Raw genomic sequence first — 24,800 nt, 5'->3', positions numbered from 1 at the left:
TTGACCCGCGGTGACCCGCGGTGGCCCGCGCCCCGATGGGCGGAGGCCGGGCAAGGCGTCATGGGATCGCTGGTGTCGATCGGGGGGCCTCGGGCCGAGGCGGTCGTGTCCGTGAGGGGGTCAGGCCGAGGCGGGTGTGTCGGCGAGCAGGACGGGAGCGTCACGGCCGGTGCCCGTCGCGGACCTCTTCCGCTCCGCGTGCTCCTCGTGGTACTCCGCGTCGACGTTGATCTCCCAGACGTCGTGCCGGGCTCCGTCGACGATGTTCTCCACGGTCAGCATCGCGGTGAGCATGGAGTGGTCCTGGTTGTTGTACCGGTGCATGCCGTTGCGGCCGACCGGGTGGATCTCCGGCCACTCCACGTCGAGATACTTCCTGAGCACCTCGACGTTGCCGACGTAGTCGGCGTCGTAGACGGGGTAGGCCTTCGGCATCCGCACCACGTAGCCCCGCTGGACCGAGCCGGGGGTCACCAGGCCCAGGTGTTCCAGCTCTCGGGTGCCGAACGCGACGAGGTCGTCGTCCGGGGTGCGCCACAGGTCGTCGCCCTCGTTGACGAAGTACTCCAGGCCGAGACAGGTCCGTCCGGCCTGCACCAGGTACGGCGACCAGGAACCGTAGTTCTGCACCCGGCCGAGCCGGACCTCGGGGGAGTGGATGTAGATCCAGTTGTCGGGGAAGGAGAACCGCTCGGGGACGACCAGCGCGACGGTGAGGAAGTCGCGGTACCTCAGCCCCGCGGCGGCCTCCGCGACGACGTCGGGCACGTCCGGCCCGAACGCGCGGATCAGGGCGTTGAGCGGCATCGAGGAGATGAGATTGTCACAGTGCACCTCGCGGGTGGCGCTCCCACCGCGGTCCGTGCGAACGGCGCTCGCGTCGTCGTCCGAGTGAACGTCGTCGTCCGAGCGGACGGTGACGGCCAGGCGGCCGTGGTGGCGGCGGACGCGCTCGACCCGGGTGCCGAGGTGCACGGTGGAACCCCGCTCGCGGACCCGGTCGGCGCAGGCCTCCCACATCATGCCCGGCCCCAGCCTGGGGTAGCGGAACTCCTCGATGAGACTCGTGATCTCCTTCTGGTTCCTGCCCGGCCGCAGCGCGTCGGCGATGGCCTTTCCCAGGGAGAGGTTCCTGATCCGCTGCGCGGCCCAGTCGGCCTGGATGCTCGCGGCGGGAACACCCCACACCTTCTCGGTGTACGTCTTGAAGAAGATCCCGTAGAGCCTCCGGCCGAACCTGGCCGCGACCCAGCCCTCGAAGGTGGACTGGTCGGCGGGCGGCCTGATCCGGGCCCAGGCGTACGAGCCGACACAGCGCAGGGATTCGAGGAGACCGAGGTTGAGCAGGGCGTTGGACGCCCTGAGCGGGTAGTCGTAGAAACGGCCCCTGTAGTGGATGCGGCTCATCCTCGGGCGGAGCAGGAAATCCTCCTCGCCGAGGATCTCGTTCCAGAACTCCTCCACCCGGGGCACCTTCGTGAAGAAGCGGTGCCCGCCGATGTCGAAGCGCCAGCCGTCGCGTTCCTCCGTCCGGCTGATCCCGCCGACCACGCGGTCGGCCTCGAAGATCTCACACGGGTGTCCTCGCCGGGCCAGCTCGTAGGCCGCGGTGAGCCCGGCGGGCCCCGCTCCCACGACCACTGTTGAATCCATGCGCTTCCCCCCGCGAATGCCGTTTCCTGCGATCTCGCCCGTCTCGGTCACACGATCGTGTCGGACGGCGAGGGGGGACCGAAGGGTCATTACGTCTTACTAGGACGTGTGCATTCCCAGCCTTGACCTGGGCTTGGGGAAGGCGTTGCCGCGTCGCGGGCCCGTGTCCGGACCGGCCGTCCGAGGGAGATGTACGGGAGATGGTCAAGTCTCGGTCAGCTCACTCCATCGCGGTCATATTTTGAGCTCGCCCGACCCGGCGCGAAGCCATGCTGCTGACGTGACGTCTACGTCGCGCTCATGGCCGCCGGGTTGTGTCGACGGGCACACGGGCTCCTTCCGCCGCTTTCCGGCGACCGCCGAGCCTTCCGCCGCGCGCCCGTGACGTCGTCCACGATGAGTGGATCTTCACCCGCGTGCCGTGTCCGGCGTCGACGCCGACGGACCGGACTGTGAGCTTTCGACTACCGGAGGACCGATCGTGGCCCCAGTGAGCATCATCGTGCCCATATACGACGTGGAACCGTACCTTGAGGCGTGTCTGGAGTCGTTGGTCGCGCAGACCTGGAGTGACATCGAGGTCGTCATGGTCGACGACGGTTCTCCCGACTCCAGCGCGGACATCGCCGGGGCCTTCGCCGAGCGTGACGCCCGGTTCCGGCTGATCCGGCAGGAGAACGGGGGCCTCGGTACCGCGCGCAACACCGGTATACGGCACGCCACCGGTGATTTTCTCGCTTTCCTGGACAGCGATGACATGCTCCCGTTGACGGCCGTCGAGACGATGGTGTGCAGCCTGACGGAGAGCGGGTCCGACCTCGTCACGGGCAACGTCCTGCGCTTCAGCGGCCAGGGGGTGCGCCAGTCGGCGATGCACAAGGTGATCTTCGCCACCTCCGCCCGGCGGACCCACGTGACCGGCGACGAGATCCTGCTCAAGGACCGGCTGGTCACGAACAAGCTCTGGCGGCGCTCCTTCTGGGACGAGCAGGGGCTGAGCTTCCCCGAGGGGGTCCTGTGGGAGGACATCGCCGTCTCCCTGCCCGCCCACTTCCTGGCCGGGGCGGTGGACGTGCTGTCCACCCCGGTCTACCTGTGGCGGGAACGCGAGGGGGAGAGCGTCTCGATCACGCAGAACCGGGGGCACGTCAAGGGGATCGAGGACCGGTTCGCCGCCGTCAACTCGGTGCGGAGCTTCCTCGCCGACACCGGGAGGGCCGAACACCTGAAGGCGTGGGACCGGATGGTCCTCGACAGCGACCTGCCGAACTTCCTGCAGGTGCTGGACCAGGCGGGGGAGGAGTTCCGGAGCCGCTTCCTCGACCTGGCGTGCGCCTACATCGACCAGGCGGGGCCCAAGGTCCTCTCGCTCATCCCCGCGCAGCGCCGGGCGAAGTGGGCTCTCGTCCGGGAACGCCGGCTGGACGACCTCGTCCAGCTGCTGGAGTGGGACAGGACGGTCAAGCCCACCGCCCGCGTCGTCGGCGGCGGCCTGCGCGGGTACCACCTCAACGTCCCCGTGCAGGTCGAGCGGTCGACCACCCGGATGCGCGAGGAACTGGACCTGCGGCAGCGGGTGGACAGCCTGGACTGGAAGGACGGCAAACTGGTCGTCGAGGGACGGGTCTCGCTGCGCTACCTGCGTCCTCGCAGGCGGATGCAGCAGCACGTCCTCGCCTGGCTGGTCCCCGAGGGCCCCGGGAGCCACGGCCGCAGGATCCGGCTCCCGGTCACGATCCGGCGGGGCCTGTCGCTGGTCGACACCGGCCCGCGCAGGCGTAAGGACTGGTGCGGGTTCCGGCTCGCCGTCGACCCGGCCGCGCTTCCGGCCGGATCGTCCTGGCGGATCGACCTGGGCGTGCTGTCCCGGGGCCTCGTACGGAGAGGCAGGCTGGCCCAGCCGAGCCCTGCCGCGCGGCGGCTGGAGTTCACCGAGCGCGAGTCGGGGACCGTGGCGTGGACGGAGTGGACGCCCGCCGAGGAGTTCAGGCTCCGGGTGGAGCGGCCCGGCGGCCGGGTCACCGGTCACCGGGTGGCCGAGGGCAGGCTGAGGATCAGCGGCCGGTGTGACGGCGACCTCGGCGCCGCGCCGGAGCTGCGGCTGACCCGGCCGCAGGGGGGCCGCGACCGGCGCTACCCGATGACCGTCTCGGACGGCGCCTTCGAGGCGGTGGTCGACCTCGACGAGGTGCTGTCCGAGCGCTGGCCGGGTCTCGACCCGGCCAGCCTGGAGATGAGCGCGCTCAACCCCGGGGCCGAGTGGCACTTCGAGGTCGTCCCCGGGGAGGGGCAGGCCCGGCCGCTGCTCGTCGGCCGCGACGTGGAGCGCGGCCTCTACCGGCTCCACGGGCGCGATGTGGTGCTGGACCGGACACAGGCGGGCGGGCTCGTGCTGCGCGAGCAGCGTCCGACGTTCTACGTGGAGCGGGTGGAGTGGACCGACCTGGGTCACCTCAGGGTGACCGGGGCACCGATGCGCCCGATCGACGGCCCCGCGTGGCTCGTCGTCACCTCGCGCAACCGGCTCAGCGAGCGGCTCTTCCCGCTCGTCGGCGGCAGCGCCACGGTGACACCCGAGGGGAGCGACACACTCGGCGGGTGGCTGCCGCTGCCCGCGGGCACGCACGGCTTCGCGATCCGCACCGACACCGGTGATATGCGCGTGGAGTTCCGGCTGTCCGCACCGCTGGAGCACGTCTCCGCCACCCGTACGTTCACCTTCGACACCGACCTGATGGACGAGGCCGTCTTCACCGTGAGCGACGACCTGCGCGCCTCGGGCAGGCCGAAGCAGCAGCGGCTGCTGCGCGAGGACTTCTACCCCGCGAGGTGTCAGGAGCCGCTGCGCCCCGCCGTCCTCTTCGACAGCTACGGGGGCAGGCAGTTCTCCGACAGCCCGAAGGCGATCTACGAGGAGCTCGTGCGGCGGGGCACCGACCTGGAGTTCATGTGGATCGTCAGGGACGGGCAGGTGGAGCTGCCCGAGGGGGTGACGCCGATCCGGCGGTACGGGCGGGAGTTCTTCGACGCCCTGGCCCGCTGCCAGTACATCGTCACCAACAGCCACCTGCCCGCCTGGTTCGAGCGCAGGGAGGGCCAGACGGTGCTGCAGACCTGGCGCGGCACCCCGCTGAAGCGCATCGGCTTCGACGTCGAGAAGGTGCCGTTCGCCAGGTCCGACCACCACGAGCGGCTGGCCAGGGCCGTCACCCGGTGGAGTCACCTGATCTCGCCGAGTCCCTGGTGCACCTCGGTCATGGACGACGCCCTGCGGTTCGAGGGGGAGATCCTGGAGATCGGCTCGCCCCGCGACGACCTGCTGCGCCGCGCCGGGGTCGCCGCGCGGACCCGGGAGATCCGGGAGCGGCTCGGCCTGCCCGAGGGCAGGAAGGTCGTCCTGTACGCCCCGACGTGGCGCGACGACAAGTTCTACAGCAAGGGGCGCTACCGGCTCGACCTGCGCCTGGACCTCCAGGCCATGGCCGAGGAGCTCGGCGAGGACCACGTGCTCATGATCCGCAAGCATCCGAGCGTCACGGACAGGCTGCCCAGGGTCGGTACGGACTTCCTCCTCGACGTCTCGGCGTACCCGGACATCCAGGAGCTGTACCTGGTCGCGGACATGCTGATCACGGACTACTCGTCGGCGATGTTCGACTTCGCGGTGACCGGCAAGCCGATGTTCTTCTTCACCTACGACCTGGAGCGCTACCGCGACGAGGTGCGCGGCTTCTACTTCGACTTCGAGGCCGAGGCTCCCGGGCCGCTGCTGCGGACGACCGAGGAGGTCGTGGCGGCCGTGCGGGACGCCGACGAGGTGCGTGCCAAGTACCGGAAGCTGTACGACGCCTTCACCGCCAGGTTCTGCCCGCTGGAGGACGGCGGCGCGGCGGCCAGGGCCGTGGACCGGATCTTCCGGTAGCCACCCGCCCCGCGAAAGCCTGCTCACCTCGCGAACGCCGGGCCGACGCGGGAACGCCGGGTCGCCTCGCGAACGCAGGGCCGACGCGGGAAGGCTTCGCGAAGGCCGGGTCGGCGAGGGGAAAGCTCCGCGAACGCCGGGCCGGCGAGGGGAAAGCGATGGGCCGACCCAGGGAAAGCGATCGGCCGACACGGAGAAAACGGCGGTTCCGTGCGGGAAAGCGGCGGGCAGAGGTGGAAAAAGCCGCAGGTCGGCCCGGGTGAGGCGGCTGGGGGCCGCAGAGAAAGGCCGGGGAAGCCCTCCTCGGCCTTTCGTGTCCCCAAAGCGCCCGATCCCTGTGGCGCGGGTCGGTCAAGAAGTGGCATGGAGATCTTCTAGTACTTACAGAGCGTTGATGAGAGGAGACTCCGCGTGGCCATGCTGGAACGCATGAGGGCCTATTCGTTGGACGACGTTCACGCGACCCGGAAACGAAAAGACTCCTGGTGGACCGTTTTCCTGGTCGACCCGGTGGCGTGCAGGCTCACCCTGCTCGTCGCCAACCACACGTCCATCACCCCCAACGGGCTCACCCGTTTCTCCCTGATCCTCGGAATGTGCTCGGCGATCTGCTTCGCGTCCGGACGGCTGGTCGCGGGGGCCCTGCTGTTCTACGTGAGCTTCATGGTCGACTGCATGGACGGGAAGATCGCCCGGCTCAAGGGGACGGGGACCGCGTTCGGGCTCTGGCTCGACTACGTGGGCGACCGGATCAGGGTGGTCTGCTGCGCCGCGGGGCTGGCGTCCGGGCAGTACGTGGCGACGGGGGACGTCTCCTACATCCTGCTCGGCGCCGGGGTGGCCGTGCTCGACCTGTTCCGCTACGTGAACGCGCCCCAGATGAAGCGCGTGCGCGAGGTGGTCAAGGAGAACCGGCTCGGCCGCCTGACGTCCGTCGAGTCCGTCGAGTCCGTCGAACCCGTGGTGACCGTGGGACCGCCCCGGCTCGGGGAGACGCCGGTGGCCGCGGGGCACGCGGGACACCTCAGGCACGCCGAGGTCATCACGCCCCGCGAGCCGCTGCGAGCCGCCGGGTTCGAGAACCGGGGAGAGAACCGGGGCGAGGGCAGGGGCGAGGGCCGGGCCGGACGGCAGGGCCCCCGGAAGGGCAGGCGCCCGAAGCTACCCCGCAGGTTCGGCCGCCTCCTGGCCCGTCACCGGGTGCGGACCCACCTGATCAGCGGTATCGAGTTCCACGCCGCGGTGTTCGTGGTCGCCCCGTTGATCGGGACGGTCGCCCTGGTGCCCCTCGCGGTCGCGGCGGGGGTGCTGCTTCTGCTGAACGAGGTCGTTTTGATCTACCGAATGTGGCTCTTCGCCCGGGTGGTGCCCGTCCTGCCGCTCGTGGAGAAGGCGCCACGCGTATCTGTTTGACCAAGTTTTACGGGGGTTCGTTGTCATGCAGTCCGACCGCCCGATCTTCGTGATCGGTTGTCCGCGTTCCGGCACCACGATGTTGCAGCTGATGCTGCACTCCCACCCGCGCATCGCGGTGCCTCCGGAGACACGGTTCGTGGTACCCGGCTACTACCGCAGGTTCTCCTTCGGGGACCTGGGCGAGGAGCGCAACCGGCGGAGGGTCGGCCGGTGGATCGTGAGCGACAAGGACACCAAGTTCAAGGAGCTCAAACTCGACGGGGACAAGCTGATCGACGACATCGTCGCGGGCCCGCCCACGCTGGGGTCGGCGATGGGCATCACCTTCCGCTCGTACGCCGAGCAGTACGGCAAGAGCCGCTGGGGCGACAAGCGGCCCAGCTACTACCACCACGTGGACCTGCTGACGAGGCTGTTCCCCGACGCCCAGTTCGTGCACCTGATCAGGGACGGCCGCGACTGCGTGGCGTCGCTGAAGGAGATGCCCTGGTACACCAAGGACGTCTTCCACGCGGCGGTCAACTGGAGCGAGGCGATCGACTACGGCCGCCGCCACGCGAAGAGGCTCCCCGCCGACAGCTACTACGAGCTGCGCTACGAGGACCTGACGGCCTACCCGGAGACCGAGCTGAGCAAGCTCTGCGACTTCCTCGGCGAGGACTACGACCCGGCGATGACCGAGCCGTACCACGTCGCCAGGGTGGCGATCCCGCAGCACAAGGTCTGGCACAGCAACACCCACGGCGACGTCACGACCGCGAGGGCGGGCTCCTGGAAGGCCAGGCTGGAGCCCTGGGAGATCTCGGTGTGCGAGACCGTGCTCGCCGACCGGCTCATCGCCAACGGCTACGAGCTGAGCGGCGCCCCCAAGGCGAGCAAGGCGCACGTCGAGGCGTGCGCGAAGGCGGCGTCCAAGCGGCGCTGGGCGCGCAGGCGCAAGGAGTTCCGCGACCGCGTCAACCGGTTCCGCGAGCCGAGCCCGGTGGCCGCGAGGCTCACCAGCCGGCAACTCGGCGAGCTTGCGAAGGTCTGACATGAAGTCCGATCGCCCGATCTTCATCCTGGGCTGTCCCCGCTCGGGGACGACGATGCTGCAACTGATGATGCACGCCCACCCGCGCGTCGCCATCCCGCCGGAGACCCGGTTCATGGTCTCCACCTACCAGCGACGGCTCCAGTTCGGCGACCTCAACGACGCCGAACACCGGCGCGAGCTGGGCGAGTGGGTGGTCGACCGGCGCCAGTCGCGCTTCCACGAGCTGGACCTGAACCGCGACGAGGTGCTGGAGCAGATCGTCGACGGGCCGCCGACCCTCGGCTCCGCGCTGGGCATCGTGCTGCGCGCGTACGCGGCCAGGCACGGCAAGCCGCGCTGGGGCGACAAGCGGCCCTCGTACTTCCAGTACACCGACGTGCTGCTGCGGCTCTTCCCCGACGCCCAGTTCGTGCACCTGATCAGGGACGGCCGCGACTGCGTGGCGTCGCTGAAGGAGATGCCCTGGTACAACGGGAGCGTCTACAGCGCGGTCTCCGCCTGGGCCGAGGCGATCGACTTCGCCCGGCACGGCGCGCCGAAACTTCCCGAGGGCAGCTACCACGAGCTGCGCTACGAGGACCTGACCGCGGAGCCCGAGGCCCACCTGCGCAGGCTGTGCGAGTTCCTCGGCGAGGACTTCGACCCCGCCATGTGCGACCCGGGCGCGGTGGCCGACATCGCCGTACCCGCCCGCAAGACCTGGCACGCGCGCACCTTCGGCGAGGTGACCACCGCGCGGACCGGTTCGTGGCGCGACCGGCTCGACCCCGGCGAGATCTCGCTGTGCGAGAGCGTGCTCGGGGACCGGCTGGAGACGTACGGGTACGAGCTCACCGGGGCGCCGAAGGTCGAGACCTCGCGGATGGTCTCCTACGAGCGGACCGCGGCCAAGCGGAAGCTGGCCCGCGTCAAGCGGGTCGCGTTCGACCGGCTGATCCGGCTCCGCGAGCCGAACCCGCTGGGGGCACGGCTCACCTCCGCCCAGATCGTGCTGGCGGGCGTGCCGTTGCCGCGCAACGAGCCTGTCGGGGTGAACGGGTGACCGGTCCGCGGCGAGCCCGTCGGGGTCAGTTCGACCGGTCCGTGGCGGGCCGGTGGGAATCGGCGGGTGACCCGCTGAGCGTCACCGGCCCGTGACGCTCAGCGGGTGACCTGGTCGAACAGTGCCTCCCACCGGTCCAGGACGCGGTCCGGACGGAACGCCTCGACGTGCGCGCGGGCGGCGGCTCCCAACCGCCGCCGCTCCTCGGCCGAGGCCATCAGCCCGGCCAGCGCGGTGGCGAGCGCGGTCACGTCGGCCGGGGGCACCAGCACCCCGGTCCGCCCGTCCAGTACGAGCGACCTGAGCCCGCTCGACACGTCGAACGCCACCGAGGGCACCCCGTAGGACGCCGCCTCGCCGACCACCAGCGGCAGTCCCTCGTGCTCGCTGGACAGCGCGAGCACCGACCCGCCCACGTACTCGTCCGCCATCCGGGCGGCGGGCACCGCGCCGCGGAACACCACCCGGTCGCTCACCTCGCACTCCGCGGCGTGCGACAGGAGCCGCCCTCGCTCGGCCCCCTCGCCGATCAGGTGCAGTTCCCAGCCCTCACCCGCCTCGCGACGGGCCGCCGCGAGATCCGGGGGAGCACCGGCGCCCCCGGGAACCGGGCGTCCGCACGCCTCCGCGAAGGCCGAGATCAGCCGGTCGAACCGCTTCACACCCTCCAGCCTGCCGACCCCGAGCACCCGCCGGGCGGTCAGCTCCGCGGTCCGCGACGGCCAGACGGGCAGCGGGTTCGGGATGGAGCAGGCGTTGGGCAGCAGCGCGTGCTCGGAGAACAGCCACGCGTCCTGCTCGCTGAGGAACACCGCCTTCTCCAGGTCGCCGTAGTGGCCGGTGACCGAGCCGAGGTGCCAGGACCCCCGCGCGTGCTCGTACGACCCGTGGTACTGCCCGATCGGCAGCAGCCGCTCGGGCAGCAGGCCCCCGATCCGGGTGACCACGCTGGGCGAGGAGAGCACCGCGAACCCCGGCCCCACCTCCCGCAGCAGCCCGCCGAGTGCCCGCCGCTCGCGGCGCCTGCCCAGCCGGGAGAGCCTTCCCACCGGAGCCCGGTGGATCACGTGGCTGGTGTAGCGCGGCCGTTCCACGTACCGGAACGGCTTCTCGGCCCGGTGCAGCCCGATCACGTGCACCTCGCGGCCCCGCTCGGCCAGGCCCTGCGCCATGGTGTGGGTGACGCGCTGGATGCCGCCCAGGGTGTCGGCGTCCATGCACGCGAACACCACCGTTCCCGTACGCCCGCCGCTCACCGCGGCCGTCCCGGCAGCGGCAGGCGGCTCGGGTGCCGCGCCGCGGACAGGGCGCGTTCCCACGCCTCGCCGGGGTCGGGGGCCTGGGTGTGGAAGGGCTCGAAGAAGGCGTCCACCACCTTCGCCGAGGCGTGGCCCTTCTCCTCGGCGCACCACGTCCTGCGGAACGCGATGTACTTGGTGGCGAACGACGCCGTCGTCCCGTCGAGATCGCGCAGCACCTCGATCAGCTCCTCGGTCGTGGTCAGGCAGGGGCCGGGGGCGATCGCGGGCAGGTCGTGGTAGACCCCGCGTTCCACCCTGCGGTACTCGTCCCAGTCGTCGATCAGGAACAGCATCGGCCGCCCGGTGACCGCGTAGTCGCACATCAGCGACGAGTAGTCGGTCAGCAGCGCGTCCGAGAGCAGTATCAGGTCGTTGACCTCGGGATACGATCCCGCCTGCCGGACGAAGTGGCGCAGGTGCTCCGGTACCTCGAACCGCTCGACCGGGTGGGTCCGCAGGATCACCGTCCAGTCGGCCGACAGGGCCTCGGCCATCGCGGCCAGGTCGGCCCTGACCGACTGCCCGGACCCCTTGGCCCGGTCGCGGTAGGTGGGGGCGTACAGCAGCACCCTGGACCAGTGCGGGATCTCCAGCCGCTCCCTCGCCCGCCCGGCCGCCTCCCGGTCGCCGTGCACGAGCACGTCGCAGCGGGGCGAGCCGTGCCGCAGCAGCCGCCCCCGGTAGCCGTTGGAGGGCACGAAGACCCGCTCGAACTCGGCGCTGGGCGAGACCAGCGCGTCCCAGCGCTCCACCGCGGCCCGCCAGGTCGCCCTCGGCCCGTCGAAGTCGGCGCGCAGGTCGGGCGCGTCGAAGCCGACCGACTTGATGCCCTGTCCGTGCCAGGTCTGCAGGTAACGGGTGCCGGGCGGTTTCGGATAGGCGAGCGGCATGCCGTGGCTGTCGACCCAGTAGCCCGCCCGCGCCATGGTCCAGATGTGGCGCCAGCTCATCCGCCGCACCAGCCTCACACCGGGGGGAAAGTCTCCCCGGGTGCCGACGGCCGACCACACCACCCTCAGCGGAGCGTTCCGCCGCCTGAGCTCCTCGTAGATGTAGCGCGGGTTCCCGGTGTACCCGGCGCCGACGTCGGACTCGAACAGGGCCAGGTCCCCGCGCGGCGGCAGCACGGAGATGAGCCCCTTGTAGACGCGGAGCTTCACCTCGGGCACGTCCACCTTGCGCAGCAGACGGGTGGCGGCCCGCTTGAGCCGGGGCAACTGCCGCAGCAGCCCCTGGCGGCGCCAGAGCACCCGCAGGAACGCGGCGGTCCCCTCCGCCTTGACGACGACCTCGTGCCACAGGATGGTCGTACCGCACGGCGCGGTGGACGGGTCGACGAGCAGCCGGTCGGAGGTGACCCGGCCGTCGGGGTTGACGATCTCCACCACGGGGTCGTAGCGGCCGTCGAAGCCCAGGCGGCCGTGGCGGATCGCGGCGAGGTCGATCGTCGCCTCGCTCAGGTAACCGCCGTCGCCGTCGTCTCGCTCGCGCGGTTCCAGTCGTACCCGATGGTTCCTGAACCGCAGGAACGCGGTCCAGCCGGGCGTGGCGGTGAGCACCCCGAACGGGTCGTACGTCGTGATCGCCAGCCTGATCAGCGTGCCCTCGCCGGTGACGACCGCCTCGTGGCGCAGCCGGGAGGCGCTGTAGGGAAGCTCGGCCATCCGGAGCGAGGTGATCTCCCGCCTCTCGTCGGCGACCGTGCCCCAGTAGGTGCGCCCCCCTTCCCGTACGGCGACGCGCGGCGGGGGCTTGGGCCTGTTCAGCGACCGGGCGGCCACCAGGAGCTCGTCGGGCCTGCCGTCGAGGATGAAGCTGCAGCAGACTCGCAGGAGCGGGTCGACCGTCTCGAACACCGCCGGGTCGAGCTCCGCCAGGTAGGGATGGATCACCGAGACGAACTCCTCGATCCACGCCGGGTCGCGCGAGGGCAGCGGGTTGAGGTAGACCCGCAGGTCCTGGCGGATGAAGCGGCGCTGCCGCTCGTGCACCAGGTCGCCGAGGCCGTTGTCCCGCAGGATGTCGTCGCTCAGCCGGGCCGCCCTGATCCTGGAGCGGACGTTGGCCATCTCCGTCAGGCACAGTGAGATCGACAGCCGCGCCTCGCTCTCCTCCGAGGCCCGGTGCCAGAGGTAGACCACCCAGGGGACCACGGCGAACCGCCGTGCCGTGCAGTACAGGGCGGTGCTGAAGACGTGGTCCTCGTAGTGCATGTCCTCCCGGAACGGCACCCGCCGCAGCAGCTCGGCCCGGTAGAGCTTGTTGGTGCTGAAGGAGTCGAGGAACATCTCCGGCTCCCGGGCGATCCCCTCGACCGTCCTGCGCCTGGCGAACAGGGCGGGGTAGTAGCGCGCGGTCTTCCCCGTCCACTCGTACAGCCGCGAGATCTGCCCGGTGACGAAGTCCGCGCCGGTCCGCTCGATCTCCAGCAGCATGCTCTTGCAGGCGTGCCGCGTCAGCTCGTCGTCGCTGTCCAGGAACATCACGTACGGCGCCCGCGCCGCCGCCACCCCCCTGTTGCGCGGGACCCCGCACCCCCCGCTGTTGACCTCCCCGCGCAGGTAGCGGACCCTCGGGTCCTGGCGCTGCAACTCCCGGGCGACCCTCTCCGTCCCGTCGGTGCTCGCGTCGTCCGCGATGATCACCTCGATGTCGCGCAGGGACTGCCGGAGCACGGACCGCACGGCCCTGGCCAGCCGCGCGGCATCGTTGTAGGTGATGACCACAACGCTGCATTCCGGGACATTGATCACGATCTGAGGTATTCCCGAGAAAAAGTGGCCAGTTGTCCCACTTGTGCACTGATGACACTGTTTTTGGGGTTGTGTGAAGTTATAGTGCGAGACGGCCGACGGCCTCTCCGTCCCCGCCCTCGGCGACCGGCCGATCCGCGCCATCGCGGCCCGATGGAGTTCTTTCGTCGCCGCACACCTCACCCGCGCCTTCGTCGCCGCCCACGGAGTCAACCCCGGGAGCGCCGACGCCCGCACCAACCCGGCCACGTACTCGATCGGCGCGCATGGGCAACGGGTTGGCGCTCAGAGGAAACAACATCCGCCCGGACGTTTGTGATGCTCATGCGGACGGAGGATCACACAAGAGTGACTGGGAGATCGGACCACCACGACCGGCCAGCGCGTCGGAGCGATCGCCGATGGCGACGTAGGACTCGATCTCTATGCGAGAGACAGATCTAGCGTGTTTGCCCTGTATGTGCCCACCCAGATCCGTCGGGGAATTCGGGAGGGTTCTTTTCTCGGCTGGCCGGTCAAACTGGCAGGCTCAGCGTGGAGAACATGTCGAACCGGACTGTGTGTGTGGTCTCTTCAATCCAAAACTGGCAAAACACCATCTGCCCCTCATGCCACGTATCTGGTACGCGGCTGCGCCACAGGTTGGGAAAACCCTCCACCCGGGCAGCCCCCTGATAGGGATCCGTGTGGCGATCCAACGCCCAGTCCACGACTGCCGTGAGGACCTCCTTGCGGGCTGCGGACACGGGCTCGTTCAGCTCCCAGATATCCAGAGCGTTGCGTAAGTTGACCAGCTTGTAGGGGGCGGAGTCAGGCACGGGCCGCCAGCCACGCGCGAATGTCCTCCGGGCTGTCCGGGCTGGCCGGTTCGGCTCGTCGCTGTTCGATGCCCTCAAGCATGCGGGCGAACTGGGCGCGATCGGGCTGTGGCTCGTCTTCGTCGTCGTCAACCTGGTTGGCGAAGAACTCTTGCAACGACTCCAGCTCCATCCGGGCTTTCCCTCCCGGGGGCCGATCGCGGTCGGCGCGCTGCCAGGGGGCTTCGGAGTGGGTGAGGTTCTCCAGGTCCGTCGCGGTTAAACCGCCGTACCTGCTGAGAACGTAGCCGATGGTGTTCAACTCGGCTTCCGTCAGCTCGGGAGGCTCCTCGATGAGGGCACCGTACTTCTCGTCCCCCCAGACCTGTCCGACGACTGGCCCCATGTCCCATGCGGAGATCGATTCTCTGAACAGAGGCTGACCGAAGGCGGCGAGGTGGTGGCCTTGCGCGTAATAGAGCAGCTTGTGGAGCTTTTTGACGCCCATGCCGGGTTGCCGTTGGCGGAGGGCGGCGGCGATGGCGTGGGCTGAGAGGGGCATGGGGTCAGGGTACGGTTCATGCCCGGCGGGGTGAGGGTTTTTGGTCATTCTTCGGTCCCGAACATGTGTTCCATCATGGCTGATGGGTGTGACAATTCCCCGCCCCAGGTCCTGTCAATCCCTTTCACCCGTAAACGGCACTCCACCCCGTATGATCGCCTCCTACCCAACCCCACCAGTGGCGAGCGTGGGCCGGACCTGGGCCGTAACGGTTCTCGGTGCTCTCTCCTGACGACTACGACCGCATCCGCGACAGGTTCAAGGACTTCGATCGTCCAGGAGGCATCATCACCGAAGGCGTTGCTCAGAGCACTTCGGCCTTCAAGGCTTCCAGGAGAGTGGCGAACACGGTGGCCTCGAACACGAGGGCCGGGGCGCCAGGGTTCTTGCTGTCGCGCACGCCAACCCGGCTGTCACTCAGGCGGGCGATCTCCACACAGTCGCCACTGGCGTTGCTACGGCTGGACTTGCGCCAGACAGTCGCCGACAGTTCGGCCTCGACGCTCACGGGGATGCTGTCGGTCACGCTCACACTTCCTTCGCTAGCTTTGCCAGCAGATTGCGAGACATGCGAGCGTCCAGCGCCTTTGCTCGCAAATCTTCGTATACCAGGTTATATCGGCGAATTGCTGCGGGCTGTTCCTGGTACAGGCCGGATAGTTGAGTCTCTACGTACACAACATCGGGATCTGGTGCGCCGAATCCAAGGATCACAAAACTTCCGTCCATGGCCGCGTGTATCCCGGCGACATCAGAGTGGCGATCAGGGCTCTGGGGGAGTCTGAGCGTCACCGGTTGTTCCACGAACTGGCGAACCTCGCCCGTCTGGTCGACGGTGCGCTGACCCATCACACCCCGGACGATGGCCGAAACCCCACACAAGAAACCGGTACGGATGCGCGAGGAAGCGCGGCGGGAGGGTGAGAAAGCACGGAAGGGTGGGGTGACCGGCGGGCAAGAAGGGGTGTCTTGTCCTTCCGGCAAGGGAGCTCCTTGCATGACCACTGTTTCCGAGGCGGCCTCGGTGGCCGATCCAGAGCGGTTCGGTACCGTCTTTGACGCCCACTACGAGGAGATACGCCGCTACATCGGGCGGCGGCTCGACCTCGACATCGCCGAGGACCTCGCCGCCGAGACCTTCCTGATCGCCTTCCGGCAGCGCGGCAGGTTCGACGCCGCCCGGGGCGGTGTCCGCCCCTGGCTGTACGGCATAGCCACCAACCTGATCGGCCGCCACCGCCGGAGCGAGGTGCGCCGCTACCGGGCACTGGCCAGGACGGGCCCGCCGCCCGACGACGAAGGCCATGACGAGCGGATTGTCGACCGGGTCGCGGCGGGGGTGACGGTCGGACGGCTTTCCGAGGCGCTGGCGGGGTTGTCGAAAGGCGAGCGGGACGTGGTGCTGCTCATCGCCTACGGCGGGCTGACCTATGACGAGGTCGCCGAGGCGCTCAAGGTCGCCAACGGCACCGTCGCCTCCCGGCTCAGCCGGGCCAGGACCAAGTTGCACAAGTCGCTGGGAGTGGAGATCTGAGTGAACGAGTTCCAGTTCGTCGATGACGTGATGCCGGACGTTCCGGCCTCCGGTCCGGCGAAGACGGCCGAGGTCAGGGCCAGGGTGCTGAACGGCGGGCGCCGCCGCCGGATCTCCGTGTGGACCGGGATCCTGGTCACGTCGGCCGCGACCGTGGCCGTGATCGGCGCCGTCGTGGTCGTTCCCCGGCTGGGAGGCGGCCCGGTCGTCACGGTGACCCAGACGAGTGCGAGGGAGGTGCTCGACGCCGCCGCCGACCGGCTGGCCCAGCGGCAGGAGGTGGTCGACGGCCGATACTGGCGCAGTGAGATGGAACGGGTCGTCCGGGAACGGACCAGCGTCGGGGGGCACGAGTTCGTCGTCGAGGACCCTGTCGGGTACGTCCGGTGGAACGGGCTCGGCCGGAACACGGTCATGGAGCTCACCGGGCTCGATACCCGCCCCTTCACCGCCGCCGACAGGGCGGAGTGGGAGAAGGCGGGCTCGCCCCGGCTCTGCGGATCGGACACCGACTGCGAGAACGACATGGTTCCCAAGGGGAGGACCCGATATCTGGGCGGGTACAAGGATGGTTTCGGGCAGGGGATCGTGACGTTGAGCGTACGGGAGCTCCAGGACCTGCCGCGTGGCCCGGGGAAGCTGAAGGAGAAACTGCTGTCGTACTGGCCGGCCGAACGGGAGGCCATGAAGGACGTCCCGGCAGGATCGCCGGGCCAGGAGAAGGCCCCGAACCAGGACGACTGGCTGTGGGAATTGAGTGAACGCCTGCTGGTGGAAGCTCCGATCACCTCGGGAACCCGGGCAGCCGCCTATCACCTGCTCGCCGGACTTCCCGGCGCCCGGGTCGCGGACGAGTTCCGGGACGAGGAGGGGCGGCCGGGGATGGCCATCCTGCGCGGAGGGGCGAACGGTGAGCCGGAGAAGCAGATCGTCATCGACAGGGAGACGGGCGATCTGCTGGCGATCCAGCACATGCCCGTCTCGACGTCAGGTCAGGAGAGCGCCCCGTACATGTCCATCGTGATCAGGCAGCTCGGCTGGACCGATGACGAGCCTGTCATTCCCGAGGGGTGCGTACTGGGTGGTAAGGAAGAGTGCATCCGCTAGATCGCTGAGGTGAAATCCGGGTTGGTGATCGTAGGCGGTCGGGGACCGTTTCACGGGAGCGCCGGTGTTCCAGTTGTGCCAGATGGCGGCGTTGAGGGCGAGGATGCGCTGGCTGACGCGCGCCCAGAGGCAGGACGTAGAGCGCGGTCAGAAGGGCGTCCAAGTCGGTTTTCACACACCGACCATGGACGCCCTTCGTCACGCCCGCGGCCAATCACCGAATTTCACATCAGCGATCTAGTTGGCATCCCGCTGGTCCAGCCACTTTAGAATCGCCTGGTTTGTTTCTTCCGGCTTTTCTTGCTGGATCCAATGACCGCAATCCAGATTGACCACTTCCACATTGGGCACGAACTCCGCCAGCTTCTCGGACTTCGAGATCACATCCCGGTCGCCGTAGATCATGAGTGTGGGCTGCCGGATGATCGGGTCCACGTCCGCCAGCAAGTGCCAGTTGCGGTCGAGGTTCCTGTACCAGTTCACACTGCCGGTGAACCCTGTCGATTCGAAGGCGGAGACGAAAACGGCCAGTTCGCTGTCGCTCATTACGGGCTCACCGAGCGGTGTTTCCGCTCTGGCGAGATCGATCAGCGCCATACCCGGCCGAGGCTCCCTGGGAGGCTCGTTCTTCCGGTACAGGTTGCGAAGGAACTGGAAGGTGTTCTCCTCGAACACGGCGTCCGCGACGCCCGGCTGCCGATTGAAGTGGACGAAGTAGAAGTCGCCGCCGAGCACGGCTTCCATGAACTCGACCCAGGGCCTCTCTCCGCGCTCCTGGTAGGGAAGGCTGAGGTTGATCACCTTGTTCACACGGTCGGGGTGCAGCAGGGTCAGCCCCCAGACGACCATCGCGCCCCAGTCATGACCGACGAAGGTGGCGTCCTCGTACCCGTAGTGATCGAGAAGCGCGACGAGATCACCCGACAGGTGCTCGATGTCGTAGTCCGTCACTTCGGCCGGACGAGATGAATTGCCATAACCCCGCTGGTTCGGAACGATGACGTGGTAGCCCGCCGCGGCGAGGACGGGCACCTGGTGACGCCAGGAAAAGGCGTGCTCCGGCCAGCCGTGACAGAGCACAATGGGCTTTCCGGCATTCTTCTGGCCCGCTTCGAAGACTTCGAGTTCCACGCCGTTGACCGAAATAAGGGTGGGCTTGGGAAAATCGGCTGGATCAAGCATTGAATTTCCTCTATATCGTTTCGGATTGATCGGGCGACGAGGGTCCCCGAGGATGGCGTCGGCGCACCCCTGATAGGCCGAGTGGCGTTCGCCTGCGGTCGACCTCGTCGATGAGGTCATGTCGCCATCTTGCCGACCTAAACCGGTCACCCCATGACCGGTTTAGGTGAAAATATTGTTGGCGTGCGAACCGACCGGCTGGTGGCCATCCTCCTCCTGCTGCAACGGCGCGAGCAGGTGACAGCAGCAGAGATCTCCCGAGAGCTGGAGGTCTCCGAGCGCACCGCCCGCCGCGACCTCGACGCCCTGGCCATGGCCGGGGTGCCCGTGTACTCCATGCAGGGCCGAGGCGGCGGCTGGCGCCTCGTGGGTGGCGCCCGCACCGACCTGTCCGGGTTGACCGCGAGTGAGGCCCGCGCCCTGTTCCTGGTCGCCGGCCAGGCGTCGGTTGCGACACCGGCCGTGAAAGCAGCTCTGCGCAAGCTCGTCCATGCCCTGCCGGAGCCCTTCCGGGTGCAGGCCGAGGCAGCGGCGTCGTCGTTGGTCATGGACCCGCAACGATGGGGGACGAGCCGGGTCGAGCGCCGACCACCTCGCTTCCTCGACGAACTCCAAGACGCGGTGATCCGCGGCGTCCAGGTGCGGCTCGGCTACGTCGACAGCGAAGGCGCCGAAACCGAGAGAACCGTCCACCCGCTGGGCATCGTCGCCAAAGGTCCGTCGTGGTACCTCGTCTCCAACACCGAGGCCGGCCGGCGGACCTTCCGGATCGACCGTGTGTCGTCCGCCGACCCGACCGACGATCCCGTGCACCGACCCGAGGACTTCGACCTTGCCGAGAGCTGGCGCGAGATCGCCGACGAGGTCGAACGCAGGCGAACGCCCACCGAGATGCAGGCGGTATGCGCGCCGCACGGGATAGGCCGGCTCCGGATGGTGCTCGGCGATCGGCTTGAGGTGGGAGGTTCCACGACCGACGGCCGCATCGAGGTCGTGATCCGCGGCCACAACGAGTACGCGCTCGCCGGCGAGCTTGCCGGGCTGGTCGAATGGCTTGAGGTGACCGGCCCTCCGGGTGTGCGAGACCACCTGGCCTCGATCGGCAACGCGCTCGTCGAGCGATACGGCTGAGACCGGCACGAGCGCTTGTCGACTGGTTCGCCGGTGAGCTTGAGAAGCACGGGAGAACAGAGGACCCCGGTCGCCGAACGGACATCCTCCGGGGATCCCCCTACCGTTCGTCACCCGCCACGTGGGCGGTGGGAACGGCCTCCGGCCGGGCGGGATCCGCGGTGATCGGCTGGGGCCGGACGCGGACTAGCCCTGTTTTCCGCATGTGGCTGATTCTCAGCGGAGATCTCGCGGGTCCACGTCCAGGAGTTTGAGGAGATGGATCTGTACGGGAGTGGGCTGAGGGATGACCGGAGGTGACTGGCCGGTCCCGGGAACGATCCGGAGACTGGCCAGCGCCTGGAAGATCAGCCGCCCGGTGGGGACGGCGGGCCGGCCCGCGTACAAGCCGTTGACCTTGGTGGTCCCGTGTAGTGCGAGGGCTCGGCGGACCTGATGCTCGACCAGGCAGAAGACGAGCAGCGCCAGGCAGATCACGGTGATCAACGCACTGATGCGCCGGTTGTTCTTCAGATACAAGGTTCACCCCGAAGCGGCCCGCAACAGCCGAAGCTGACCAATCTCAGTGACGTTCTTCATCAGCTCGGAATTCACCCAGGCGACCATATGGGCGACGGTGTGCTTGGAGTCCCTTGGCCATGGGAAGGCGGGGGCCGTAGCATCCAAGTCGGCGTCGGCGAGGCGATCCAGCACCACCAACCAGTCCTCACGGAGGCTGCGCAACCACTCGATGGCGGTCCTTCCATCACCTGGCCAAGCGATCTCGGCCCTCTCCCGCGGTGTCCGGCCCTGAGCGTGATCGATAGTCACGCTCCACCACCAGCCGATATGCCAGCTCACCCAACCGATCGTGGGAACCGGGACGAGGTCGGGCTCGATCTCCGCCCAGTCAGGCACCCAGGTTCCCTCGACGTCCGGACGCACAGTCCAGCAGCGGGAAGCGGGCTCCCACAGGAAGCCCGCGGGCTCCAGCCGCTCCAGGTGGTAATCGAACAGCGACCAGGTGAAGTCGAACTGCCAGCGCAGCAGCTCGCATCGGGATACATGCATTGGTTGATCATGACAGAAACTACAGTCCATTGCAAAGATGCAATCGACTTAAGTTTTGCAGTAGACTCCTCTTATGCAGGAAGGGCTGCGGGAGCGCAAGAAGCGGCAAACTCGGCAGCGTATCTCCGAGGTGGCCATCGGCCTGTTCGTGGAGCGCGGCTTCGAGAACGTGACGATCGCCGAGGTCGCGGCGGCCGCCGAGGTGTCGGTCAACACCGTCTACAACTACTTCGAGGCCAAGGAGGACCTCGTCCTGCCGCCCGAGGAGGCTTCCCCGCAGCGGCTGGCCGACATCGTGCGCCAGCGTCGGCCTGGGGAGTCCGCGGCGGGCGCGGTGCTGGCGCGCCTTCGGGAGGAGGTGCGCGGCCGCGAGCACCGCGTCGGGCTGAGCGCCGGATTCGGAAGCGTACTGGAGATGATGCGAGCCGCGCCCACGCTGTCCGCCCGACTGGAGGACCTCGGCCGCCAGATGACGGACGCGCTGATGGTTGTGCTCGCCGAGGAGACTGACGCATCCGAGTACGATCCGCTGCCGCGCGCGGTCGCCTGGCACATCGGCTGCCTGCACGCACTGGTCATGACCGAGATCGGCAGGCGAACGGCGGCGGGCGAGCGTCCCGACGCGATCGCCGAGGTTGTCCTCGAACTGCTGGACATCGTGGAGAGCCTGCTCGGTGAGCGAGTCCTGGGTTATGCCGTACGAGAGGAATGACCGTGTTCAGAGTGACGATCAGAGGCAAGTTCAAGGGGCTCGACGACGCCAGCCGGGCCGCCGTGCTAGCGGGGAGCGGCGCCGCCTACACCGAAGTGGGCACGTTCACTCACGACGCGAGCGTATCGGCCTTCACCTTCCGCTGCCAGGTGCCTGCCGGGCCAGACGACGATGAGGACGACGCCGCCCTACATGCGTTGGCCGCACTGGAGACGCACGGGTATGCGCACGAGATCTTACAGGTCGCGGTGACGGACATGCGTACGATCAAAATCCGCCGAAAAGCGCGCGACGACTAGCCCCCGTTTTCCGCACGTGGGGGTGTTTGAGACGTGGATTTGAGTGAGGGGTCCGGAACCGGTACGACATGTGAGTGTGAGACAACGCGCGCAGTTCGGTGCCCCGAGCGTGGAGAAGATGCTCGGGGCGCTGCCGGTGGTGGCGGATTTCTGCCGGAAGTTAAAGATCGCCGATACGGTCGATGCCCTTTGTCCCGTGCGTGACCTGGCCGAACTCACTCACGGGCAGGTCATCGAAGCGATGATCGCCAATCGGCTGACGTCGCCCGCGATGACCTGCAACGGCTGGAGCGCGGCCTGGGCGGCAGGCATTACCCGACCGCCGAGAAGGTCACCGACCGGCTCACCGTGATCGGCCGGGAGCGCCGAGTCGGCGCCTACCTGACCGCCGAGGTCGGCATCGGTCCCGACACCGGAAAACCGACCTTGACCTGGACGTTCGACCAGGCGGCGATCGACGCCGAAGCCGCCGGTGACGGCTGGTACGCCCTGCTGAGCACCCTCGGCCCTGATCAGGCCGACGCCGCCGAGGTCTTAAGGTTGTACAAGGGTCAGGAAGCCGTCGAACGCCGTTACTCCGCGTTCAAGGGCTCGCTGGCAGTGGCGACCTTGTATCTGAAGAACAACCGGCGCATCAGTGCGTTGATCACCGTGATCTGCCTGGCGCTGCTCGTCTTCTGCCTGGTCGAGCGTCAGGTCCGCCGAGCCCTCGCACTACACGGGACCACCAAGGTCAACGGCTTGTACGCGGGCCGGCCCGCCGTCCCCACCGGGCGGCTGATCTTCCAGGCGCTGGCCAGTTTCCGGATCGTTCCCGGGACCGGCCAGTCACCTCCGGTCATCCCTCAGCCCACTCCCGTACAGATCCATCTCCTCAAACTCCTGGACGTGGACCCGCGAGATCTCCGCTGAGAATCAGCCACATGCGGAAAACAGGACTAGCGCCGCAGGGCGCGGCGGATCAGCCAGGCGACCAGGATGAGGCTTGCCAGGGCGGCGACCAGGGGGGCAATGCGCTTGAGCAGCGGCATGCCCGCCACCTCCAGGAGGTTCAGGGCCTCCTCGTCGGGGCTGAGCGAGGTGCGCGAGGTGCCCGCCGGGTGGCTCTGGCGGGATTCCGCCTCCTCGCCGATCGTGAGGCCGGGTGGTGTCGGCACCGCGCTGAGGTGACGTCCCGGCGCGCCTGGGAGCTGGGGGCCGTTCAGTCCTTCCGGGCCGCCGGGGCCGCCCAGTCCGGACGCCGCCGCACCCAGGTTCGTGCCGCCGGGACCGCCCAGTCCGGACGCCACCGCGCCCGGGTCCGCGCCACCGGGGGCCGCCGTGCCCGGCTCCGTTTCCGCGCCGTGGTTCGTCGAGCCCGCGGGGCCGGGGAACGCCGAGCCGGTGGTGCCGGGGCTCCCGGCGGAGGCCGTCGAGCCCGCCGGGCCTGGAGAGGTCGTCTCCGACGTCGTGGTGTCCCGATCCGCCGAGCCGAGACGCTGTGAATCACCTTCTGCGCCGCCCGGCCCCATGCCGGTGACAAGTTCGTCCGGGCTCTCCGAACCGGCCGGACGTGCCGGGCCGGGGCCCCAGGACTCCGAGATCGCTGGAACGTCACCGGCCGATTCCTGCTTAGGGGGCGCGCTCCAGCCGCCAGCACCGGCCGTCTCGGCGGCCGTCTCCACGCCGGGGCCCTCGCCCAGCAGGCGAGAGAGGTTGGCCGCGAACCTGTCGACCAGCTTCCCGCCGACCTCGGTCATCACGCCCCGGCCGACCTGGGCCGGGCGGCCGGTCACGTCGAAGGAGGTGTCGACGGTGACCCGGGTGCTCCGGCCCTCCGGGTGCAGGCGCGCGACGACCGTGGCACCGGCCGTGCCCGGCCCCCTGGCCTCCTTGCCGGAGGCCCTGATGGTCATGGAGTGGGTGTCCTCGTCCACCTTCTCGAAGGCGACCCTGCCCTGGTACGTCACCGTGACCGGCCCGATCTTCATCTTCATCCGGCCGGTGAAGGAGTCACCCTCGACCTTGTCCACGGCGGCACCGGGCAGGCATGGCGCGATCCGCTCGACGTCGAGCAGCACCGGCCACACCTGGTCGACAGGCACGGGAACCGTGAACTCGTGCTCGAACCGCATCGCCATCGCTCCGCTCCTTGTCGGTCGGCCGCTGTTGCGACATTACGACTACACGGGGGCGTACTGCCAGTATGCCGCCCCGGAGCCCGGCCGAGCCGCCTGCGGCGGTCCGCGTCCGCGCTCCGGATTCGTGCTCGTTCCTTGGTACTGCCCTCGATGGCGGGGACGATGCGCCCACCCGCGCCGCGCTCTCAGACCGGCGGGTTGTGGCGGGAGTACTCCGCGAACCTCCAGCGGAGCGGGCTGGCTCCCCGTACGCGGACGATCCTGTCCACCTCGAACCTGACCAGCCGCTGCGCGCCCGGGACGTCTCCCGCGTCCCAGTCGACGTGGGCACGCCCGGTCAGGTGCAGGGCGTCGCCGCCCTCCCAGTCGAGGAAGAGCAGGCCGCAGCCGTCGTCCAGCTCCAGGTTGCCCAGCGTCATGTACATGGAGTTGCCGACGTAGTCCGGCCAGACCAGCCGCCGGTCATCCACCACCCGGACGAACCCGGGGTCGCCGCCCCGGTGTGACAGGTCGGCACCGAGTCCGGGCGCGGAGGTGGCGATGAAGAAGGTGTCGGCGTTCTCGATCCGGGCCCGGTCGCCGTCGTCGAACGCCGTCGCCGCCGTCCCCGTCGCCGAGGAGAAACCGGCGGAGTCGAGGAAGCCGGGTGCTCCGGAGGCTTCAGCGGCTTCGGCGACTCCAGCGGCTCCGGGGGATTCCGGGGAGTCGGCGGGGCCGGAAAAGCCGGGGGAGGGGGTGGCGGGCTCCGCCGGTTCTGTGACGATCTCTCGCGCCTGGATGTACTTGGGACAGTTGGCGTACGCCTGTTCGGTACGGACGATCAGCCGTCCGCCCTCCCGCCGGACCGTGCCGTTGACCCGCATCCTGCGCCTGCTCATCGGCTCGATCGCGAGCATCCCGATCTGGCCGCCGTCCAGCCCCGCCAGCGGGTCGTGCTCGCCCGGCAGCGCGTCGATCACGACCGTTCGCTCGTCCACGGCCTCGGCGAAACCCTCGGGTCCGGTCAGGGCGGACGCCCACAGGAGTCCGTCCCGCCCCGTCGCCCCGATCAGCAGCATCCGCTGTCGCCCCAGGAACTCGGCTGCCACCGCCGGGATCTCCGGCCGGGTCCTGGCCGAACCCAGCGCCACCGCGCGTACCCCGGCCCTCCGCTGAACCGCGAGCTCTCCCGCGTGCTCCATGA

The 24,800-nt window shown here is 69.0% G+C and carries 23 protein-coding genes; 11 read left to right on the top strand and 12 right to left on the bottom strand.

Annotated features, from left to right (window positions below; translation table 11 throughout):
- Positions 1–120 precede the first annotated feature (120 nt).
- The gene (locus ABD817_RS00205; RefSeq protein ID WP_344913525.1) at positions 121–1,653 is read right to left on the bottom strand and encodes an NAD(P)/FAD-dependent oxidoreductase; all 1,533 of its coding nucleotides are present in this window, start codon (positions 1,651–1,653) and stop codon (positions 121–123) included.
- A gap of 490 nt (positions 1,654–2,143) precedes the next feature.
- Here ABD817_RS00205 and ABD817_RS00200 point away from each other — a divergent pair, with 490 nt between their 5' ends.
- From ABD817_RS00200 to ABD817_RS00185, 4 genes are all read left to right on the top strand, one after another.
- Positions 2,144–5,575 (top strand): bifunctional glycosyltransferase/CDP-glycerol:glycerophosphate glycerophosphotransferase, encoded by a 3,432-nt coding sequence (locus ABD817_RS00200; RefSeq protein ID WP_344913522.1) that lies wholly within the window; start codon positions 2,144–2,146, stop codon positions 5,573–5,575.
- A gap of 417 nt (positions 5,576–5,992) precedes the next feature.
- Positions 5,993–6,988, top strand: a complete 996-nt coding sequence (locus tag ABD817_RS00195) for a CDP-alcohol phosphatidyltransferase family protein (RefSeq protein ID WP_344915550.1) — start codon at positions 5,993–5,995, stop codon at positions 6,986–6,988.
- 25 nt (positions 6,989–7,013) lie between these two features.
- Positions 7,014–8,024, top strand: coding sequence for a sulfotransferase family protein (locus ABD817_RS00190; protein WP_344913519.1), 1,011 nt, complete (start codon positions 7,014–7,016; stop codon positions 8,022–8,024).
- Between the two features lies 1 nt (position 8,025).
- On the top strand, positions 8,026–9,069 hold the full coding sequence (locus ABD817_RS00185; protein WP_344913516.1) for a sulfotransferase family protein: 1,044 nt from the start codon (positions 8,026–8,028) through the stop codon (positions 9,067–9,069).
- A 98-nt stretch (positions 9,070–9,167) separates the two neighbouring features.
- Here ABD817_RS00185 and ABD817_RS00180 read toward each other — a convergent pair whose 3' ends face one another.
- The 6 genes from ABD817_RS00180 to ABD817_RS00155 form a co-directional block, all read right to left on the bottom strand.
- Complete coding sequence (locus tag ABD817_RS00180; protein WP_344913513.1) at positions 9,168–10,286, bottom strand: glycosyltransferase; 1,119 nt, start codon at positions 10,284–10,286, stop codon at positions 9,168–9,170.
- A gap of 35 nt (positions 10,287–10,321) precedes the next feature.
- A complete protein-coding gene (locus ABD817_RS00175) occupies positions 10,322–13,123 on the bottom strand; it encodes a bifunctional glycosyltransferase/CDP-glycerol:glycerophosphate glycerophosphotransferase (RefSeq protein ID WP_344913510.1) in 2,802 nt (933 codons plus the stop codon).
- Between the two features lie 515 nt (positions 13,124–13,638).
- On the bottom strand, positions 13,639–13,941 hold the full coding sequence (locus tag ABD817_RS00170; protein ID WP_344913507.1) for a hypothetical protein: 303 nt from the start codon (positions 13,939–13,941) through the stop codon (positions 13,639–13,641).
- Positions 13,934–14,482: a Panacea domain-containing protein gene (locus ABD817_RS00165; protein ID WP_344913504.1), complete on the bottom strand. Its 549-nt coding sequence runs from the start codon at positions 14,480–14,482 to the stop codon at positions 13,934–13,936. Before ABD817_RS00165 ends, ABD817_RS00170 begins: the two co-directional genes overlap by 8 nt.
- A 304-nt stretch (positions 14,483–14,786) precedes the next feature.
- The gene (locus ABD817_RS00160) at positions 14,787–15,008 is read right to left on the bottom strand and encodes a DUF397 domain-containing protein (protein ID WP_344913502.1); all 222 of its coding nucleotides are present in this window, start codon (positions 15,006–15,008) and stop codon (positions 14,787–14,789) included.
- A 2-nt stretch (positions 15,009–15,010) separates the two neighbouring features.
- A complete protein-coding gene (locus tag ABD817_RS00155) occupies positions 15,011–15,331 on the bottom strand; it encodes a Scr1 family TA system antitoxin-like transcriptional regulator (RefSeq protein WP_344913499.1) in 321 nt (106 codons plus the stop codon).
- A gap of 148 nt (positions 15,332–15,479) precedes the next feature.
- Between ABD817_RS00155 and ABD817_RS00150 the strand changes: the two genes are divergently transcribed.
- On the top strand, positions 15,480–16,016 hold the full coding sequence (locus tag ABD817_RS00150; protein ID WP_344913496.1) for an RNA polymerase sigma factor: 537 nt from the start codon (positions 15,480–15,482) through the stop codon (positions 16,014–16,016).
- Positions 16,017–17,123, top strand: coding sequence for a CU044_5270 family protein (locus tag ABD817_RS00145; RefSeq protein ID WP_344913493.1), 1,107 nt, complete (start codon positions 16,017–16,019; stop codon positions 17,121–17,123).
- A 237-nt stretch (positions 17,124–17,360) separates the two neighbouring features.
- On the opposite strand, the gene ABD817_RS00140 is transcribed toward ABD817_RS00145, so the two are convergent.
- Complete coding sequence (locus tag ABD817_RS00140) at positions 17,361–18,305, bottom strand: alpha/beta fold hydrolase (RefSeq protein WP_344913490.1); 945 nt, start codon at positions 18,303–18,305, stop codon at positions 17,361–17,363.
- Positions 18,306–18,488: 183 nt separating this feature from the next.
- Here ABD817_RS00140 and ABD817_RS00135 point away from each other — a divergent pair, with 183 nt between their 5' ends.
- Positions 18,489–19,436, top strand: coding sequence for a helix-turn-helix transcriptional regulator (locus ABD817_RS00135; protein WP_344913487.1), 948 nt, complete (start codon positions 18,489–18,491; stop codon positions 19,434–19,436).
- A gap of 216 nt (positions 19,437–19,652) precedes the next feature.
- Here ABD817_RS00135 and ABD817_RS00130 read toward each other — a convergent pair whose 3' ends face one another.
- Together ABD817_RS00130 and ABD817_RS00125 are read right to left on the bottom strand one after the other, a co-directional pair.
- Positions 19,653–19,955, bottom strand: a complete 303-nt coding sequence (locus tag ABD817_RS00130; RefSeq protein ID WP_344913484.1) for a hypothetical protein — start codon at positions 19,953–19,955, stop codon at positions 19,653–19,655.
- Between the two features lie 3 nt (positions 19,956–19,958).
- Positions 19,959–20,486, bottom strand: coding sequence for a DinB family protein (locus tag ABD817_RS00125; protein WP_344913481.1), 528 nt, complete (start codon positions 20,484–20,486; stop codon positions 19,959–19,961).
- A gap of 73 nt (positions 20,487–20,559) precedes the next feature.
- Here ABD817_RS00125 and ABD817_RS00120 point away from each other — a divergent pair, with 73 nt between their 5' ends.
- The 4 genes from ABD817_RS00120 (at position 20,560) to ABD817_RS00105 (ending at position 22,409) form a co-directional block, all read left to right on the top strand.
- Positions 20,560–21,198 carry a TetR/AcrR family transcriptional regulator gene (locus ABD817_RS00120; protein ID WP_344913478.1) on the top strand — a complete coding sequence of 213 codons (639 nt, stop codon included), beginning with the start codon at positions 20,560–20,562 and terminating at the stop codon, positions 21,196–21,198.
- 11 nt (positions 21,199–21,209) lie between these two features.
- Positions 21,210–21,497, top strand: coding sequence for a DUF6204 family protein (locus ABD817_RS00115; protein ID WP_344913475.1), 288 nt, complete (start codon positions 21,210–21,212; stop codon positions 21,495–21,497).
- A gap of 118 nt (positions 21,498–21,615) precedes the next feature.
- Entirely contained in the window at positions 21,616–21,849 is a 234-nt protein-coding gene (locus ABD817_RS00110) for a DUF4277 domain-containing protein (protein ID WP_344915548.1), read from the top strand.
- Positions 21,846–22,409 carry a hypothetical protein gene (locus ABD817_RS00105; RefSeq protein ID WP_344913472.1) on the top strand — a complete coding sequence of 188 codons (564 nt, stop codon included), beginning with the start codon at positions 21,846–21,848 and terminating at the stop codon, positions 22,407–22,409. Before ABD817_RS00110 ends, ABD817_RS00105 begins: the two co-directional genes overlap by 4 nt.
- A 26-nt stretch (positions 22,410–22,435) precedes the next feature.
- On the opposite strand, the gene ABD817_RS00100 is transcribed toward ABD817_RS00105, so the two are convergent.
- Positions 22,436–23,617 carry an SRPBCC domain-containing protein gene (locus ABD817_RS00100; RefSeq protein WP_344913468.1) on the bottom strand — a complete coding sequence of 394 codons (1,182 nt, stop codon included), beginning with the start codon at positions 23,615–23,617 and terminating at the stop codon, positions 22,436–22,438.
- A 185-nt stretch (positions 23,618–23,802) separates the two neighbouring features.
- Positions 23,803–24,798, bottom strand: a complete 996-nt coding sequence (locus ABD817_RS00095) for a pyridoxamine 5'-phosphate oxidase family protein (RefSeq protein ID WP_344913465.1) — start codon at positions 24,796–24,798, stop codon at positions 23,803–23,805.
- Positions 24,799–24,800: the final 2 nt, after the last annotated feature.

Source organism: Streptosporangium oxazolinicum (assembly GCF_039537505.1).
GTDB lineage: Bacteria > Actinomycetota > Actinomycetes > Streptosporangiales > Streptosporangiaceae > Streptosporangium > Streptosporangium oxazolinicum.
Note: the sequence above shows the minus strand (reverse complement) of the source record. Positions and strands in the feature narration are given on the sequence as shown.